Genomic DNA, 16255 nt, shown 5'->3' on the forward strand with positions numbered 1-16255 from the left:
TCCCGGAATCTCGGGAGTTTCATTTTATCTTTTTAAAGAAATGTAGGTGTAATCGATCACCTGATCTCCATTCTGGTCTATGTTTCCGAACATCTGTTTAAGCCTCATCTCAGAACTTGTAAGAATAACTACCTGATATGGTCTTGAGCTGTCATTCGTATATTTTATGGTGAGATTCTTAGTCTCCGTATCATAATCATACGTTCCTTCCGATTTGTAAGCGATCTGACAGTCTGTTCCTGTTCCGGTATATGCTGTAAAAGAGGTGTAAAAATCCGTTCTGTATTCCATCGTATTGTTGGTTTCACATCCGGTCGGCACATAAGTACTAAGTGCTGTCTTATCGTCTTTTCCTGAAATTACTTCTGTTTTACTGATTTTCCATTCACCTTTCATCATATCCATTTCATACGCTTGGATATCATCATCTTCACATGAACTAAGCACGAATGCTGAAAAGGCAAATAAAAGTAATTGTTTTTTCATTTTTACAAATTTAAGAATATGCTAAAATATAAATAAATTTGAAATATCTCTAATGAAATTAAGGTTTTTTAAACGAATGTTTGTAAACAAAATAATTTGACCGGAAGTTTGAAGATGGTAATGGCAGGTTCATAATTAATTTCTGAATTTTATAACCTCCATCTTCCATCTTCACGCTTCCTGTTTTTTAATAGCTCATTTCTACGATCTTCTTTGCATCCTGAGGCGTAAGTTTTTTATATTCACCAAGACCTGTCCATTTTCTTTCCGTGAATGCTTTTTCTACTCGTTCTGCTGTTCCCTGGAAATCTTCGGTGTATTCCGAAAGCTTAGTCTGGATGTGCAGGCTGTGGAAAAAGTCTTCCAGCTTTCTGATTCCGGCTTCTGCTCGTTCTTCAAGAGTTCCCTCTTTAATTCCCCACACTCTTTCTGCATACTGAGCGAGCTTTCCTTTTTTAGCTTCAAAATTATAGCGGTAATGGGAAGGAGCAATGATAGCCAGTGTTCTTGCATGATCAATTCCGAAATATGCGGTCAGTTCATGGCCCATTGCGTGAACGGCCCAGTCGGTAATCACACCTTTCTGAATAAGCCCGTTTAAGGCCATTGTGCAGCACCACATGAAATTTCCGGCTGCTTCATAGTCGAAATCATCTGCAAGAACTTTCGGAGCAGTTTCCTGAAGGCTGATCAGGATGCTTTCTGCAATTCTCTCCTGCAAATCTGCTGACGACGGAGCAGTCATATACTGTTCCAAAACGTGTGTATAAGCATCTGTTAAACCATTTACAATTTGTCTTGCCGGTATTGATCTTACGACTTCAGGATCCAGGACTGAAAATTGCGGGAAAAGGCCCGGCCCTCCGGAAGACAATTTTTCATTGGTCTCTCTTCTTGAAATCACATAGCCGGAATTCATTTCAGATCCGGTTGCGGGCAAGGTAAGAACCGTTCCGAAAGGCAATCCTTCTCCTTCGAAAGTTCTTACGGATTTGGTAAGGATTTCCCACGGCTCACCATCATAATTTGCTGCTGCAGAGAGAAATTTTGTTCCGTCAATCACCGAACCTCCGCCAACGGCCAGAAGGAAATCGATATCTTTTTCTTTGATAAATTGGAGTGCATTGACCAGAACTTCATATTCGGGATTGGCAGGAACGCCGCCGAACTCATAGATTTCATGATCTTTCAACGCCTCTTTTACCTGGTCGTAAACACCATTGTTTTTAATGCTTCCGCCGCCATAAATCATTAAAACTTTAGCATTGGCCGGAACTTCTTTAGATATTTTGGCAATTTCCCCTTTACCGAAAAGTATTTTAGTTGGATTTTTAAACTCGAAATTAAGCATAGTCCTTAAATTTATTTAAATTCAAATGTACGCAATGCTTGATGAAATCCGGGTTAATAAAGTTTTAAAATTTTAATGATTCAGTTTTATTAAAACTATCGGGTTTATTATAATAGACGTTTCGTCAGTTCGAGTGAAAATTCTGAAAAGAATTTTATATCGAGAACATATTAACTAAGAGTTCTCGATACAATTTTCCTCCATTTCATTACGGAAAATCACTCGAACTGACGATTAATTGAAAGACGTATATTAAAGAAGATTTATATTTTTCATCACGTCAGTTCGAGTAAAAATTCTGAAAAGAATTTTGTATCGAGAACATATTAACTAAGAGTTCTCGATACAATTTTCCTCCATTTCATTACGGAAAATCACTCGAACTGACGATTAATTGAAAGACGTATATTAAAGAAGATTTATATTTTTCATCACGTCAGTTCGAGTAAAAATTCTGAAAGAATTTTGTATCGAGAACAGATGTCTTAATTATAAAAAGTTCTCGATGTGCTTTTCTTTATTGCCTTGCGAAAAACCTGCCTGAACTGACGGATTAAAGTATTTTTGTATGTAAAGTGAAATTCAGCCATTCAGTTGAGGCCATCAACTACTTTGATGAGATCGTCAAGTACTTCGAATGGCGGATCAATCAGTTCGATAAAGGAATCAAGTGTTTCGAATAAGCGATCAACTGCTCTGAAGAGGGAACCAACCAGTCCGAAGTAGCTATCAAGCATTCCGAAGAGGCAATCAACCAGTCCGAAGAGGCAATCAAGTGCAATTTGTTATTTTTCAATGCTTTATAGCTTTGTTGAAAAGAGCGAATCAATAAAAAAGTACGCTGTATCAATAGAATTCAGAGCTTTTTAAACGTAAAAAGTAATTTTGTGTATGAAATAAATAGCGGATATTATAGAAATCGAACAGACATATTTATATTAAAAAGTTCCATTGCTTTTACCTCATGTTTTCCCGTTTTCCTGTTGATCTTAATGAAAAAAGACTCTTTGTTTTCGGTATTGTTTGTAAGCTTGGTGAGATATAGAAAAATATTTTTATCATCCATTTTATAAGAGCTGCTTAGTGCATTGCCTGTGTCAACAGTATAACCGTATGTGTTGGCTATTAAAATAGCTTCCGGAAGATTATCGACAGTTCCGATAAAATCTCTCAGTTGCTGTTCAGTTGAAAAGTATTTCGTTTTACCTTTTTCACAGGCCAGAAGGTAAGAAAAACAATCTTCTCCGAGGCATTTCTGAAAAAATCCTTTCTCAGGAGTAGGATCATTTAAAGTCATGAAATCCGGTGCCTGGCTTTCATAGATAACCGCTTTGTCGGGATCCGGATTGTTTCTGAGAACACTCCAGTAGTCATATTTTTTGTCCGGAACGATAAAAGGGTAGAGTAGTTCCGGATTGTCAAGAATTTCAGGGATTTTTTGGTAACCTGCCGGAATAGTTTTCTGGCTGAAAACCAAACCTGAACACAGCAATACAACCGGAAATAATACTTTCATTCTGTTATTTTTTTAATTTAGCAAAAAAGCTGTTAAACTATTTTAAAGTTAACCACAAAAGAGGCAGGGCTATTTTAAAGTTGTTACTGGAGAAACAAAGTTCTCAAAAGAATAAAAATCAAAGATTTTAAAAACTATTGTATTATGTTCTTTATTCTTCATGTTGATGAACTTTAATTGAAAGTATTTAAATCTTTTGTAGTTAATAGAAATTTTCAACAAGTAAAAGGAAATTTACTGGAATATAATTTTGTAATATCCGTTTTCATCTTTCACATCAAATCCCACGCCGGTAAAAGTCAGTTTTTTGATCTGATAGCCTTCGCAGCCGCTATTGAATTCTGCGGATTCTATTGAGAAATCAAAAAGTTTGACATTAGAATAAAATTTATAATTTTTTGTACCGTTGTACGCTCCTACATTTTCCAGAAGTACCCTGTTCTCTGAAGTTTTGGTAAGCTGAATGCCCACATTATTTTCATCCTGTATGGAATAGGTAGTAAGCGTTCCGTTGGCGATCAGGTTTTCACCGGCAGCATTCACAAATTCAAAAACAATAGGCTGTGGCGGATTATAGCAATCTTCACCGCAGGCGGTAAAAAGGAGAAGCGGGAGGAGGAATAGGATGAGTTTTTTCATGGCATATTAATTATTGCGAATACAGTAAAAGTAGTAATTTAAAATTATAATTGATTTGAATTGTATCGGGCTCTGAAAATTTTCAGAACCTGCGAAAGCTGATGATCCGTAATGTCAAAATCTTCAATATTAATTTCTATTTTCTCATCGTTATGAAAGAAGTAAAGATAATTAATTTCCGGTTTATAATCATGTTTTGATTCACGACTTACCAAACGTTTTACAATAATCTTTTCAAGCTGAATATATTTCCAAAGATATCGTGGATTATCTTTTATCTGAATTCCTTTTCCGTCGATTGAAATAACAATTTTGGATATCTTCTTGATTTCCTTGAAAATTTTTACAATAAAATAAGCTGTAAAAGCTATTGCTAAAGCCAAAATAATAATGCTTTGAGAATCAGATTTTACAATGATGGAGTAAAGAAAAAACAGTCCTAAAATCATAAAAATACTGTAAATTGAAATTGCAATAATCCTTCCGGAACGTGAATGTTTAACAACAACTTCATCCGGAAGTGTGTTTTCATCATAGACAATTTTATCACTTTTATGAATGCTGTATTCTTTATGAATAAATATACCGTTGATAAACGTGCCAATGAAAAAAATGATAGAGACGGGAAAAGAATAGTGCAGCAAATAAATGCCTGTCAGTAAACCTGCAGTTCCTAAAACAGCATAGAAAATAATTCCGAATTTCATGCGTGGTTAAAAATTTTCACGAAGATACGGTTTCATCTCAGTTGTAGAACGATTCTTTTTAATTGATTATGTTGCATTCTTCAAAAATATTTGTGAAATTTAGCTGTTTTTTAAAGCAAAAACAGGATTAAATCAAATCAAAATCCCCTACATTTGTTATTATGATACACGACCAACGCGCAGAAAAATTCAGGCAGATCGTGGAAAATAAGTTCCAGATCTACAATTCATTGTTTATGAGCCTGCCTTATGATAAAATGACGAACATCGGGATGCTGCTCCCGTTTCTTTGTGAAGAAAGCAAAACTGGCTATCAAGCCGGGAAAACTCCCGAAGAAATCGTTGAAGAATTCTTTAAAAGCCATACCGATTTACAGACCGAAGAACAGAAACTCGAACTGCTTTTTAAAATTATACAATATATTGAAAGACAGGTTGTTTTGTTCGATAGTATCGAAGATGCAGCGTTTCCCAATCTTCATTCCGACAGCGATAAAGGAACGGTAACCAACCTTTACGAGCATTCCCTCCAGGACCATAAACTGGAACAGGTTCGTGAGAAACTCAAAGATTTTGCGATCAAAATTGTCTTTACCGCACACCCGACTCAGTTTTATCCGAACTCTGTGCAAAGGATTCTTCATGACCTTAGAAATGCAATTACCCACGATTCGATCACCAATATCGATATGCTTCTGCAGCAATTGGGAAAAACGCCATTTGTAAATAAAGAAAAACCGACCCCGATTGATGAAGCCATGAGCATCATTTATTATCTGAGATATGTGTATTACGATACGATTGGGGAACTTTTCACGAAAATAAAAGAAACGTTCGGAAGTGAGCATTTCCATATTCATGAAGACCTCATCCAGCTTGGTTTCTGGCCGGGAGGCGACCGCGACGGAAATCCTTTTGTAACGGCCGATGTTACCAAGAGGGTAGCAGAAGAACTTCACTCAGCCATTCTCAAAGCATATTACAATAATCTGAAGTCAGTAAGAAGAAGATTGAGTTTCAGGGGAGTTTCGGAAGTGTTGACAAAACTCAGCAACGAACTGTATTCGGCTATATTCAGAAATGAAAGAATTACAGCAGATGATATCATCAGACGACTGGATGAAGCGGAAACAATTGTCAGAGAGCAGCATAATTCGCTGTTTATTGATCTGCTGACGGATTTCAGGGACAGGGTGAAAATTTTCGGAACCCACTTTGCGACATTGGACGTTCGACAGGACAGCAGGATTCATCAGAAAGTAATTGATGAAGTTTTTGCCAAAGTTGTTGGCAACCCAGACGCTGATTCAGAAGAGAAATTCAACCGTCTGATTCAGGTTTCGGAAAAAATAAATCCGGATGATTTTGAAGATATCGTTAAAGATACTTTGCTTACGGTTGCTCAGATTACAGACATTCAAATGCTTAACGGCTTGAGAGGAATGAACCGTTACATTATTTCCAATTCCGATGCGGTAAAAGATGTGATGAATGTGTATGCATTTTTCAAAATCTGCGGTTATCAGGATGAAGAAATCAAGATGGATATTGTTCCGTTGTTCGAAACCATGGAAGGTCTTGCCAATGCGGAAAAAGTAATGGCTGAACTGTATCAGAATCCGGTGTATCAAAAGCATCTGGAAAGAAGAGGAAATCAGCAGACCATTATGCTTGGCTTTTCTGATGGTACAAAAGACGGCGGCTATCTCAAAGCCAATTGGGAAATTTACAAGGCCAAGGAAGTTTTAACGAAACTTTCCGAACAAAACGGAATTAAAGTGGTCTTCTTCGACGGAAGAGGCGGTCCGCCTGCAAGAGGTGGTGGAAAAACCCACGATTTCTATGCTTCCCAGGGAAGAACGATTGCCAATAATAAGATTGAATTAACGATTCAGGGACAGACGATTACCAGCATTTTCGGGAATAAGGAGCAAGCAAAATACAATTTTGAACAGCTCTTAACAGCCGGTGTGGAGAATGATGTGTTTAAAAATTCCAAAAAAGACCTTACGGAAAAAGAAAGATCGCTGATTGCCGAACTGGCTGATATCAGCTATAAAAAATATTCGGATCTGAAAGCACATCCTATGTTTGTTCCCTATCTCCAGGAAATGAGTACGCTGGAATATTACGGGAAAACCAATATCGGAAGCCGCCCGTCGAAAAGAGGTGCCGGAAATGAGCTTAAATTTGAAGATTTAAGAGCCATTCCTTTTGTAGGTTCATGGTCACAGCTGAAGCAGAATGTTCCCGGGTTTTTCGGACTCGGTTTTGCTATGCAGCAGATGAAAGAACAGGGACGGTTTGACGAAGTAACAGCACTGTACAGGGGTTCCGACTTCTTCAAAACATTGGTTTTAAACTCCATGATGAGTTTAAATAAAACTTATTTTCCGCTGACTTATTACATTAAAAATAATCCTAAATTCGGGGCATTCTGGAATATTTTGTTTGATGAATATAACCTTTCTAAAAATATTATGTTGGAGCTTACCGGCTTCACCATGCTCCAACAGGAAGATCCGCTTTCCAGAAAATCCGTAAAGATCCGCGAAAGAATTGTTCTTCCGTTACTGAGTATTCAACAATATGCTCTGATTAAAATTCAGAAAGGGGAAGGAAATAAAGAAGCGTATGAAAAGCTTGTGACACGGTCTTTGTTTGGAAATATCAACGCCAGCAGAAATTCAGCTTAAAAATAGTATGAAAAATATATTCTTTTCAGTTTCGGTTTTTACAGCCCTTTTTTTGTTTGAAGGTTGTAAAAAATCCAATGAAAGCCAGTTGCCGCCAGCTGCTAAAAATGAAGCATTATCGGTAGAAAAAGTTTTGGAAGATCATGTAAAAACTGCTGATAAGAAAAAACCTGCTGATTTTATACCCACTGGATTTGTGCTTTTTGATGAAGTAGAAGGAGATCTGAATAACGACGGACGTAAAGATCATGTGCTGATCATTAAAGGAACTGAAAAAGATAAAATAGTCACCGATGAGTATCGTGGAAAACTGGATCGAAACCGCCGGGGAATTATTATCTTGTTTAAAACAGAAGATAACAGCTATAAAAAGATTGTAGAAAACAACAACTGCTTTTCATCCGAAAACGAAGATGGCGGCGTATATTATGCTCCGGAAATGGAAGTTTCCATAGACAAAAATAATCTCTATGTTAATTATATGCACGGCAGATATGGATATTGGACCTATACTTTTAAATACAGAAGCAATGATTTCCAGCTCATTGGTTATGATGCAAGCTATAACCGCGGCCCGATTGTTCAAAATGAGACAAGCATTAATTTTTTAACCGGTAAAAAGCAGATTAAAGATAATATCAATAAAGATGAGGAATACAAGGATGAGGTTTTCAAGGAAACATGGTCTAAAGTTGATATTCAAAAGCCTGTTCTTTTATCTGAAATTAAAGATTTTGATGAACTCAGCTTCTGACATAAATTCAATAAAAAACCTCTCGGACTGAGAGGTTTTTGCTTTATTCTTTTATAAATTTTTCATAATAGATTGCATCTTTTGTTTTGATCTTCACGTAATAAACCCCTTTACTGAAATCTTCAACTTTCAAAGATTTTTGATTATTTACTGTGGTGATCAGTCTTCCTAAATTATCATACACTTCCAGTGATGTAATTTCTTTTTCGGAAGCAATATTGAGAATATTTTTTACCGGATTCGGGAAAATGACAATATTGTTTTTCTTTACCAATTCAGACGTATTTAAAACATTGTTGTACAAGCTTCCGAAATTAAGGATTCCAAAACCCATCTGATCGGTATGATTCGGATAAAGCGATGCGGTCTGTCTTAGCTTATCTCTCATCAGATCTCTGTTCATTGTAGAAAAAGCCTGGATGAGACATGCGACGCCTCCTGCTGCAATGGGCGTGGCGATAGAGGTTCCGCTTACCGGAAGTGTGGAATTGTTATTGCTCACCGTAATCGCTGCTGTTCCTCTTGCACTTGCATCAGGTTTAATAACTCCCGCAGAATTGGGTCCGTAAGATGAAAAATCCGACGATGCTCCTGCAGCGTCTACAGAACCGATACTAAAAACTTTCGCGTTATCCGCCGGCGTTAAAATATAATGCCATGGCTGAACTCCAGAATTTCCTGCGGCAAATAATACAAATATTCCTTTGTTTACTGCGATTTCAGCACCACGCGCAATAAAGGAAGTCGTTCCGTTCAGATTGGCGTAGGAATAATTGTACTTCGGGTCATCAAAAGTGGAATACCCTAAAGATGTGGTAATCATATCAACTCCTTTCCGGTCTGCTTCTTCAGCAGCTTCAATCCAGTAAAGTTCTTCTTCGGGAATTTCGACATTGGCATTTTCACTTCGGTACAAATAAAAATCGGCATCAGGAGCAGAGCCTACAAAAGTATCCTGTACAAATCCGCCAATGGCTCCGAGAACCACCGTTCCATGTATATTAAGAGAAGGATTATAAATGTCTGCGGTCTTCGTTACAAAATCATATCCGCCTTTGATGTGTCCGTTATTCCAAAGCCTCGTAAATGCGGAACCTGTATTTACATTCGGAAAACCGGTGTCGATGACAGCGATGGTAACTCCTGTTCCGGTATATCCTGCAAGATGCAGCGGACGAATGTTAATCTGGTCAATCTGCTGTGCTCCGGAACCGTAATCAAAGACGGTGAGGTTTTTTCCTGTATTGACGTCCGGATTTATCCATTTATTGATATTTTCCATCTTTGGTACACCGGATGCATTCTTTGCGAAACTTTCTACGGAATTCACATAAGTCTGTGACTGAAGAAGAGTAATCTGAGCCGGAGTAGCATTGACGGCAACACCATTAAGCCATTTTGAATAATCCGTAACGGTGAAGCCCAAATTCTGAATACTGGTAATGTAGGATGGCTCAATAGGTGCATCCTGATCATTCAACGGAACGCCAAGGGCAGTACGTCTGTCGAGAGACTTTTGGGAAAGTTCAGACAAGGGATTGGCATAAAATGCGGCCTTGTTCGGCTTATCTTTAAAGAACACGAAAACAAGCGACGTTTGTGCAAAACTCACTGAATAACATGCTAAAAGACAAAAGAGTAGAATTTTTTTCATGTAGATATTTTATATAAAGATAAAACAAAATCAATAAAATTTTTGATAGGATTTTAAATTCCTTATTTTTACAGAAATATTTATTTATGAAAAAGATTCAAATGGTTGACTTACAAAGTCAGTATTACAAGATAAAGAATGAAGTAGATAATGCAGTTTCAAATGTAATGGATTCAGCGGCTTTCATCAACGGCCCTGAGGTAAAGTCTTTCCAGAATGAATTAGAGTCTTATTTAGACGTAAAACATGTAATCCCGTGTGCCAACGGTACGGATGCTCTTCAGATTGCTTTAATGGCTCTTGATCTTAAAGAAGGGGATGAAATCATCACTGCAGATTTTACTTTCGCAGCAACGGTTGAGGTTATTCATTTGCTTAAACTTAAATCGGTACTGGTAGATGTTGATTATGATACGTTTACGATTTCTACAGAAGCGATTAAAAAAGCGATTACCCCAAAAACAAAGGCCATTATTCCGGTTCATCTTTTCGGGCAGTGCGCCAATATGGAAGAAATTCTGAAAATTGCAGAACAGCATAATTTATATGTTATTGAAGATAATGCACAGGCGATCGGTGCAGAATTTACATTTTCCGACGGAAGTGTAAAAAAAGCAGGAACCATGTCTACGGTAGGAACCACTTCTTTTTTCCCTTCTAAAAATCTCGGATGCTATGGCGACGGAGGAGCTATTTTCACCAATAATGATGAATTAGCGCATCGTTTAAGAGGAATCGTGAATCATGGCATGTACGAAAGATATTATCATGATGAGGTTGGTGTAAATTCAAGATTGGACAGTATTCAGGCTGCTATTCTGCGAAAGAAACTTCCGCATTTAGACAATTATAATGAAGCAAGAAACAAAGCAGCTGATTATTACGATGAGGCTTTTGCAGGGCATGAGCACATTTTAACGCCGAAAAGAGCGGATAATTCTACTCATGTTTTCCATCAGTACACGTTGAGAATTTTAAACGGTCAACGCAATGACCTTCAGAAATTTTTAACGGAAAAAGAAATTCCGGCCATGATCTATTATCCCGTAGCCCTAAGAAAGCAAAAAGCTTATTATCAGGAAAGCAATGATGCCGATTTCGTGAATACTGATAAGCTGCTGGATGAGGTTATTTCTCTTCCGATGCATACGGAACTGGATGAAGAGCAGCTGAAGTATATTGCAGATGCGGTGCTGGAGTTTATGAAGTAATGGGAAGGAAGGTTTTTAGATATAAAATTATTGGGATATTAATTTTTTTAATTGAACTCTTTATATTTGCCCTATTCAGTTATGGGAGTTATGATAGTTTTATCGAAGTAGATTTTAATAATATCTTTTTGATGCAAAACTTCATTTTTATTTTTGCAGTACTGGTAGCTTCTACAGCATTATCAAATTTAATATTTATTTTATTTAGTGCTAGAAAAAGTATATTATTTTTAAATATCCATTTTTCAATAATATTCCTGTTTTTTACTTATGGCTTTGTAAAAATGCTTCTTGAAAATGGTTATTATGAAGAAGATAATATTAAATTTATTATTGCATTTTCATTAATTTTCATTCTATTATTTGTTGTTAACTTTTTTAAATACAGAAAGGTAGAGTTTTCGGAAATTGAAGAAATAGGAAAATACAATAATTAACAACACTTTGTCAAAGTTGAAAATCTTTTACAAAGTTTAAAATAGATTATGCTTCACGAGGAAAGGATATTAAAGAATAAGTTTGCATATTTTTTTGCAATTGTTTTTCTTCTTGGCTGGATTATTTATTATGGTGTATTTGCTGTCAATGTTTTACTACGAGGATATAGATTAGCAGAAAAATATGTAAAATTTAGAATTCCTGTATATTTTCTAAATTTAATTGTATTTGCATTATTAATTATAACCTTTATACATATTTTTAAAGAGTCAAAAAAAATGTTCATATACTTAAATGTAACAAGTTTTTTGATTATAGTTTTAGGCGTAATAAGCTTTTATATGAATTATGAAGGACTTTGGAAAGCATATATTAAATCTTTTTTAATTGCATTTGCTGTTTTATTGATAGGTCCGGTATTATTAATAAATTATTTAAGGCATAATCCGGCAAAAAACGAAATAGATAACATAGGAACACACGATGATTAAAAAAACAATCTTTGTCAAAGATTTTAACTTTGACAAAGTCCAAAAAAATACAATATGGCAATACTCGTAACAGGAGGTTTAGGATATATTGGTTCACACACTGTGGTGGAACTTTTGAATAACAATTTTGAAGTTGTTATTGTAGACGATTTATCCAATTCGGAGAAATTTATACTAAAAAATATTGAGGAAATTACCGGAAGGAAACCTGTCTTTTATCCTTTTGATTTAAAAAGAAGAGAACTTTTAACCCAGGTTTTTGATGCGCACCCTATTGACGGCTGTATTAATTTTGCCGCTTCAAAAGCGGTGGGAGAGAGCCAAATAAAACCGGTTGATTATTATGAAAACAATCTGTTCTCTCTGATCAATATCTTGCAGGAATTTAAAGAAAGAGGACTTTCCAATTTTATTTTCAGTTCTTCCTGTACAGTTTACGGCCAGGCAGATACGATGCCGATTGATGAAAATACACCGCTAAAAATGCCTGAAAGCGTTTATGGGAAGACCAAGCAAATGGGCGAAGAAATTTTAGCTGATTTTGCGAAAGCTTATCAGAGAAAAATTTCTCTATTGAGATATTTTAACCCAATCGGAGCACATCCGTCCTCAAAAATTGGCGAATTACCTATAGGAATTCCAAATAATCTTGTACCTTATGTTATGCAGACTGCAGCAGGTATCCGCGAAAAGCTGAATGTCTGGGGAAGTGACTACCCAACACCAGACGGAACGGCAATCCGTGATTATATTTACGTAGTTGATCTTGCAAAAGCTCATGTGGCTGCGCTGCAAAAATTGATGCAAAGCACATCAGACGAAGCTGTAATTGATATTTACAATCTCGGAACAGGAAAAGGATCTTCTGTTCTTGAAGTGATCAAGGCCTTTGAAGTGGCAAATAATGTTGAAGTTCCCTATCAGATCTGTGATAGAAGAGAAGGAGATATTACCATAGCTTATGCCAATGTAGATAAAGCAGAACGAGAACTTGGATGGAAATCTGAAACTTCTTTGGAAGAATCGTTAAGAACGGTATGGGAATGGCAGGAGTATCTTCAGTCAAGGAATATTTAAAATTAATTAAAAAAAGAAATTTATTATGAAAACACAAAGAATAGGCATTACGTTTTCGTCTTTTGACTTACTTCATGCCGGACACATTAAAATGCTTGAAGAAGCAAAAACGGTTTGTGATTACCTTATCGTTGGCCTGCAGATTGATCCCTCTCATGATCGCCCGAATAAAAATAAACCTACGCAGACTATCGTAGAAAGATATATTCAGCTGAAAGCCGTCAACGCGGTGGATGAGATTATTCCTTATTATACCGAGCAGGATCTGGAGGATATCTTAAAATCATTTGTAATCGACGTTAGAATCATTGGAGATGATTATAGAGAAAAAGATTTCACAGGAAAAAAATACTGCGAAGAAAATGGCGTTGAGATCTTTTATAACAAAAGAGACCACAGGTTTTCATCTAGTGATCTCAGAAAAAGAATTTACGAAGCTGAAATGGAGAAAAATTCAAAGGCTGAAGCTGTAAAATAAAAAAATCCCGAAAAAATTTTCGGGATTTTTTATATATGAAGGATATTACATTGGTCCTCCCTGCTCATCTCCGCCAGTATCATTGGCATTAATGTCTTTTTTACGTTTCGGCTGTTCCACTTTCTCTCCCTGCTTAAATCTGTAAGTAAACGATAGAGCGAACTGTCTTGGCTGCCACTGCATGTAAGAATCTCTCACGCTGTTTGCTGTATAAGTGGTAGATCTCATTGCTCTCGTGTTGAAAATGTCCTGGATATTGAAAGAAATGGTTGCATTTCCGTTCCAGATCGTTTTTGAAGCTCCGAAATTAATGGCATACATATCTTTTCTATCCTGATAGGCTGTTTTCTGGCCACCTCTATAGAATCCCTGTACCTGTAAACTGAATGTCTTATCAACCTTTACCGTAGAAGTAAGTCTTGCTCTTGTTGAGAATCCTTTTCCTTCAAAATTAGCAATAGCCTGTGTAGGGTTTCCATCCAGATCAAAAGTATCATACGCAATGCTTCCTTTTGTATTATATCCGAATAAATCAACATTTCCGAGGAATTTCAGCCAGCTTGTTGCATCAAAGTTGAAGTTTAAATCCAATCCGTATCGGTCATCGGTACCAAGATTGATAGGTTTTGTATGAGATTCGATCACCTTTGGCGTAAGAATATTTCCAGCTTCATCTGTTGCTAATTTGTTATATACTAACATTTTAGTATCATCAGTCTGATGTCTGTAGTATAATGTAGGATTAATCGTGAATTTTTTCTTGGAAATGCTGTATCCGAATTCATATGAATCAACATAAGAAGGGTTCAGGTCGATATTACCATCGAAAATATTCTGGTTGTCATTATAATTAGGATTCGGAATCAGGAAGAAAGATCTCGGACGGTCAATTCTTCGGGTATAATTTAATAATAACTGATTGTCTTTTGAAAATTCATAGCTTAAATACACACTTGGAAACAGGTTGTTATAGTTTTTTGTAGTATTTAAAGCCGGGCTCGTCGGAACTAAATTTTTATAAGCAATATCAATGCTTGAAATTTCATCTCTAAGTCCTAACTGGTATCCTAAATTTCCGATTTTACTTTTAAACTGCACATAGAAAGCATTAAACATTTCTTTGTAATTAGCATCGTAAGTATACGGTCTTAAAAATGACAATGCAGGAGTGGTTACAGTGCTTTGCTGTACATCATTGCTGTAATCGTTATTGTTGATATCCAATCGGTAACCTGCCTCAAGTTTAGAGTTTTCTCCAATCGGAAGTTCATAATCCGCTTTAGCAATTACGGTTCTGTTTATTGTATTCTGGTTAACAATATTCCTTAATTCAAATAAACCATCACGGGTCTGATCAATATCGGTATCGTTATAAGAACGGTTTCTTTGTAAACTTAATGATAAGGATAAATTTTGTCCTTTATCGTCAAATTTATGGTCTAATCCGAAATCTCCCTGAAATGCCAGGTTGTTATTGGTTCCTAATGTAATCCTTTGCGAACGACTGTTTGGAATTGCTAAAAAATCGTAGAAATAATCAATATTTCCTACACTTTCATTATCAAACGTTCTTACGGTTCCGGATGCGTTTACGGAAGTTTTATCCGATATGTCATAAACGATTCCGGCAGAAGCATTATAGTTGTTATTCTTGCTGTTGTTCTCAGAATTCGTATTTCTCTGGATCTGATCATCGGCATTCACAGCATTGCTGAAATAATCATTATTTCTGTTGGTGTTTTTAGACTCTCTGTATCCGCCGCCGCCGTTCAGGAACCATGTAAAGTTTCCTTTTCTCCAGCTTAAATTGGTATTCAGGTTGGTTTGGGGAAGGTACCCTAAAGTTCCCGTAACACTTCCATTGAAACCTGTTTTTTTGTTTTTCTTTAAAATGATATTTAAAATACCTGCTGTTCCGCTCGCCTCAAATTTAGAAGAAGGGTTTGTAATTACTTCAATTCTTTCGATCTGGTCTGCCGGAATACTCTGTAAAGCATTAGCCCCGTCGTCAATTCCTAAAAGTGCAGATGGTTTACCATTAATTAAAAAACGTACATTAGAGCTTCCTCTCATGGAAACCGTACCATCGGTATCAACAGACACAGAAGGAACATTAGAAAGGACATCCTGAAGATTTCCTCCTTTACTTACAATATCCTGAGAAGGGTCGTAGGTTCTTTTATCAAGTTCAACTTTATAAGGTTTTGTAGAAGCTGCAGTGATAGTAACGCCCTGGATTTCTCCGGTTTTCATATTGGTTGCGCTTGCTTCAGGATCAATAGAAAGTGCACCGATATTGCCCGCTGCTGTAATCTGTTTGGTAATAGTACTTTTTTTGTAATCGATTGCCTCAACAGAAATGTCGTATTGTCCGGGTGTAAGATCAAGCTTATATTGTCCCTTTTCATCGGTGAGTGTTGCATCACTCAACTGTTTGTTTGCCTTGTTAGTGAACGTAACTGAGGCATAAGGAACGGGCTGATTGCTCTTGCTGACAACCGACCCTGAAATACCCACCTTCTCCTGTGCAAAAGCCAACGCTGCGGCCGAAAGTACAAAAGTAAGCCCTAGGGTTTTCTTTGTAAAAATGTTAATGATTTCCGTCTGATTCATAAGGTATTTTTTTGTGTAAAATCGTGAAAGATTTTTCTTAATATTATGAAATTATCAATTGTGTTTAACTTCAAATATTAAGCCTAATTTATTATTTGTAAATATATATGTCGCTTTAATTAGCGAAATGTTAATTATAAAATT

At 36.4% G+C, this 16255-nt stretch carries 14 protein-coding genes; 7 read left to right on the forward strand and 7 right to left on the reverse strand.

Annotation, left to right across the window (positions count from 1 at the left end; translation table 11 throughout):
• Positions 1–24 precede the first annotated feature (24 nt).
• From U9K52_RS03405 to U9K52_RS03425, 5 genes are all read right to left on the reverse strand, one after another.
• A complete protein-coding gene (locus U9K52_RS03405; RefSeq protein ID WP_248392498.1) occupies positions 25–486 on the reverse strand; it encodes a lipocalin family protein in 462 nt (153 codons plus the stop codon).
• A 187-nt stretch (positions 487–673) separates the two neighbouring features.
• Positions 674–1837, reverse strand: coding sequence for an iron-containing alcohol dehydrogenase (locus U9K52_RS03410; protein ID WP_322925379.1), 1164 nt, complete (start codon positions 1835–1837; stop codon positions 674–676).
• Between the two features lie 910 nt (positions 1838–2747).
• Entirely contained in the window at positions 2748–3353 is a 606-nt protein-coding gene (locus U9K52_RS03415; protein ID WP_322925381.1) for a hypothetical protein, read from the reverse strand.
• 234 nt (positions 3354–3587) lie between these two features.
• Positions 3588–3992: a hypothetical protein gene (locus tag U9K52_RS03420; protein ID WP_169229973.1), complete on the reverse strand. Its 405-nt coding sequence runs from the start codon at positions 3990–3992 to the stop codon at positions 3588–3590.
• Positions 3993–4036: 44 nt separating this feature from the next.
• Positions 4037–4699, reverse strand: a complete 663-nt coding sequence (locus tag U9K52_RS03425) for a hypothetical protein (RefSeq protein WP_322925384.1) — start codon at positions 4697–4699, stop codon at positions 4037–4039.
• Between the two features lie 161 nt (positions 4700–4860).
• Here U9K52_RS03425 and U9K52_RS03430 point away from each other — a divergent pair, with 161 nt between their 5' ends.
• Positions 4861–7395, forward strand: a complete 2535-nt coding sequence (locus U9K52_RS03430; protein ID WP_322925386.1) for a phosphoenolpyruvate carboxylase — start codon at positions 4861–4863, stop codon at positions 7393–7395.
• A 7-nt stretch (positions 7396–7402) separates the two neighbouring features.
• Entirely contained in the window at positions 7403–8149 is a 747-nt protein-coding gene (locus U9K52_RS03435; protein ID WP_322925388.1) for a hypothetical protein, read from the forward strand.
• Between the two features lie 43 nt (positions 8150–8192).
• Here the strand turns inward: U9K52_RS03435 and U9K52_RS03440 are convergent, their stop codons facing one another.
• Positions 8193–9803 carry a S8/S53 family peptidase gene (locus U9K52_RS03440; protein ID WP_322925390.1) on the reverse strand — a complete coding sequence of 537 codons (1611 nt, stop codon included), beginning with the start codon at positions 9801–9803 and terminating at the stop codon, positions 8193–8195.
• An 86-nt stretch (positions 9804–9889) separates the two neighbouring features.
• On the opposite strand from U9K52_RS03440, the gene U9K52_RS03445 reads away from it, so the two are divergent.
• Genes U9K52_RS03445 through U9K52_RS03465 form a run of 5 tightly spaced genes read left to right on the forward strand, consistent with a single transcriptional unit; the run spans position 9890 to position 13498 of the window.
• On the forward strand, positions 9890–11014 hold the full coding sequence (locus U9K52_RS03445) for a DegT/DnrJ/EryC1/StrS family aminotransferase (protein ID WP_248392513.1): 1125 nt from the start codon (positions 9890–9892) through the stop codon (positions 11012–11014).
• Positions 11014–11451 carry a hypothetical protein gene (locus U9K52_RS03450; protein ID WP_322925394.1) on the forward strand — a complete coding sequence of 146 codons (438 nt, stop codon included), beginning with the start codon at positions 11014–11016 and terminating at the stop codon, positions 11449–11451. The genes U9K52_RS03445 and U9K52_RS03450 overlap by 1 nt, the downstream gene beginning before the upstream one ends.
• A gap of 48 nt (positions 11452–11499) precedes the next feature.
• Positions 11500–11943 (forward strand): hypothetical protein, encoded by a 444-nt coding sequence (locus U9K52_RS03455; RefSeq protein WP_263603557.1) that lies wholly within the window; start codon positions 11500–11502, stop codon positions 11941–11943.
• Positions 11944–11997: 54 nt separating this feature from the next.
• Positions 11998–13020 (forward strand): UDP-glucose 4-epimerase GalE, encoded by a 1023-nt coding sequence (galE, locus tag U9K52_RS03460; RefSeq protein ID WP_322925396.1) that lies wholly within the window; start codon positions 11998–12000, stop codon positions 13018–13020.
• A 25-nt stretch (positions 13021–13045) separates the two neighbouring features.
• The gene (locus U9K52_RS03465) at positions 13046–13498 is read left to right on the forward strand and encodes an adenylyltransferase/cytidyltransferase family protein (protein WP_248392517.1); all 453 of its coding nucleotides are present in this window, start codon (positions 13046–13048) and stop codon (positions 13496–13498) included.
• Positions 13499–13543: 45 nt separating this feature from the next.
• Here U9K52_RS03465 and U9K52_RS03470 read toward each other — a convergent pair whose 3' ends face one another.
• A complete protein-coding gene (locus U9K52_RS03470) occupies positions 13544–16111 on the reverse strand; it encodes a TonB-dependent receptor domain-containing protein (RefSeq protein ID WP_322925398.1) in 2568 nt (855 codons plus the stop codon).
• Positions 16112–16255: the final 144 nt, after the last annotated feature.

The sequence above is a fragment of the Chryseobacterium sp. MHB01 genome, from assembly GCF_034651565.1.
Lineage (GTDB): Bacteria > Bacteroidota > Bacteroidia > Flavobacteriales > Weeksellaceae > Chryseobacterium > Chryseobacterium nepalense.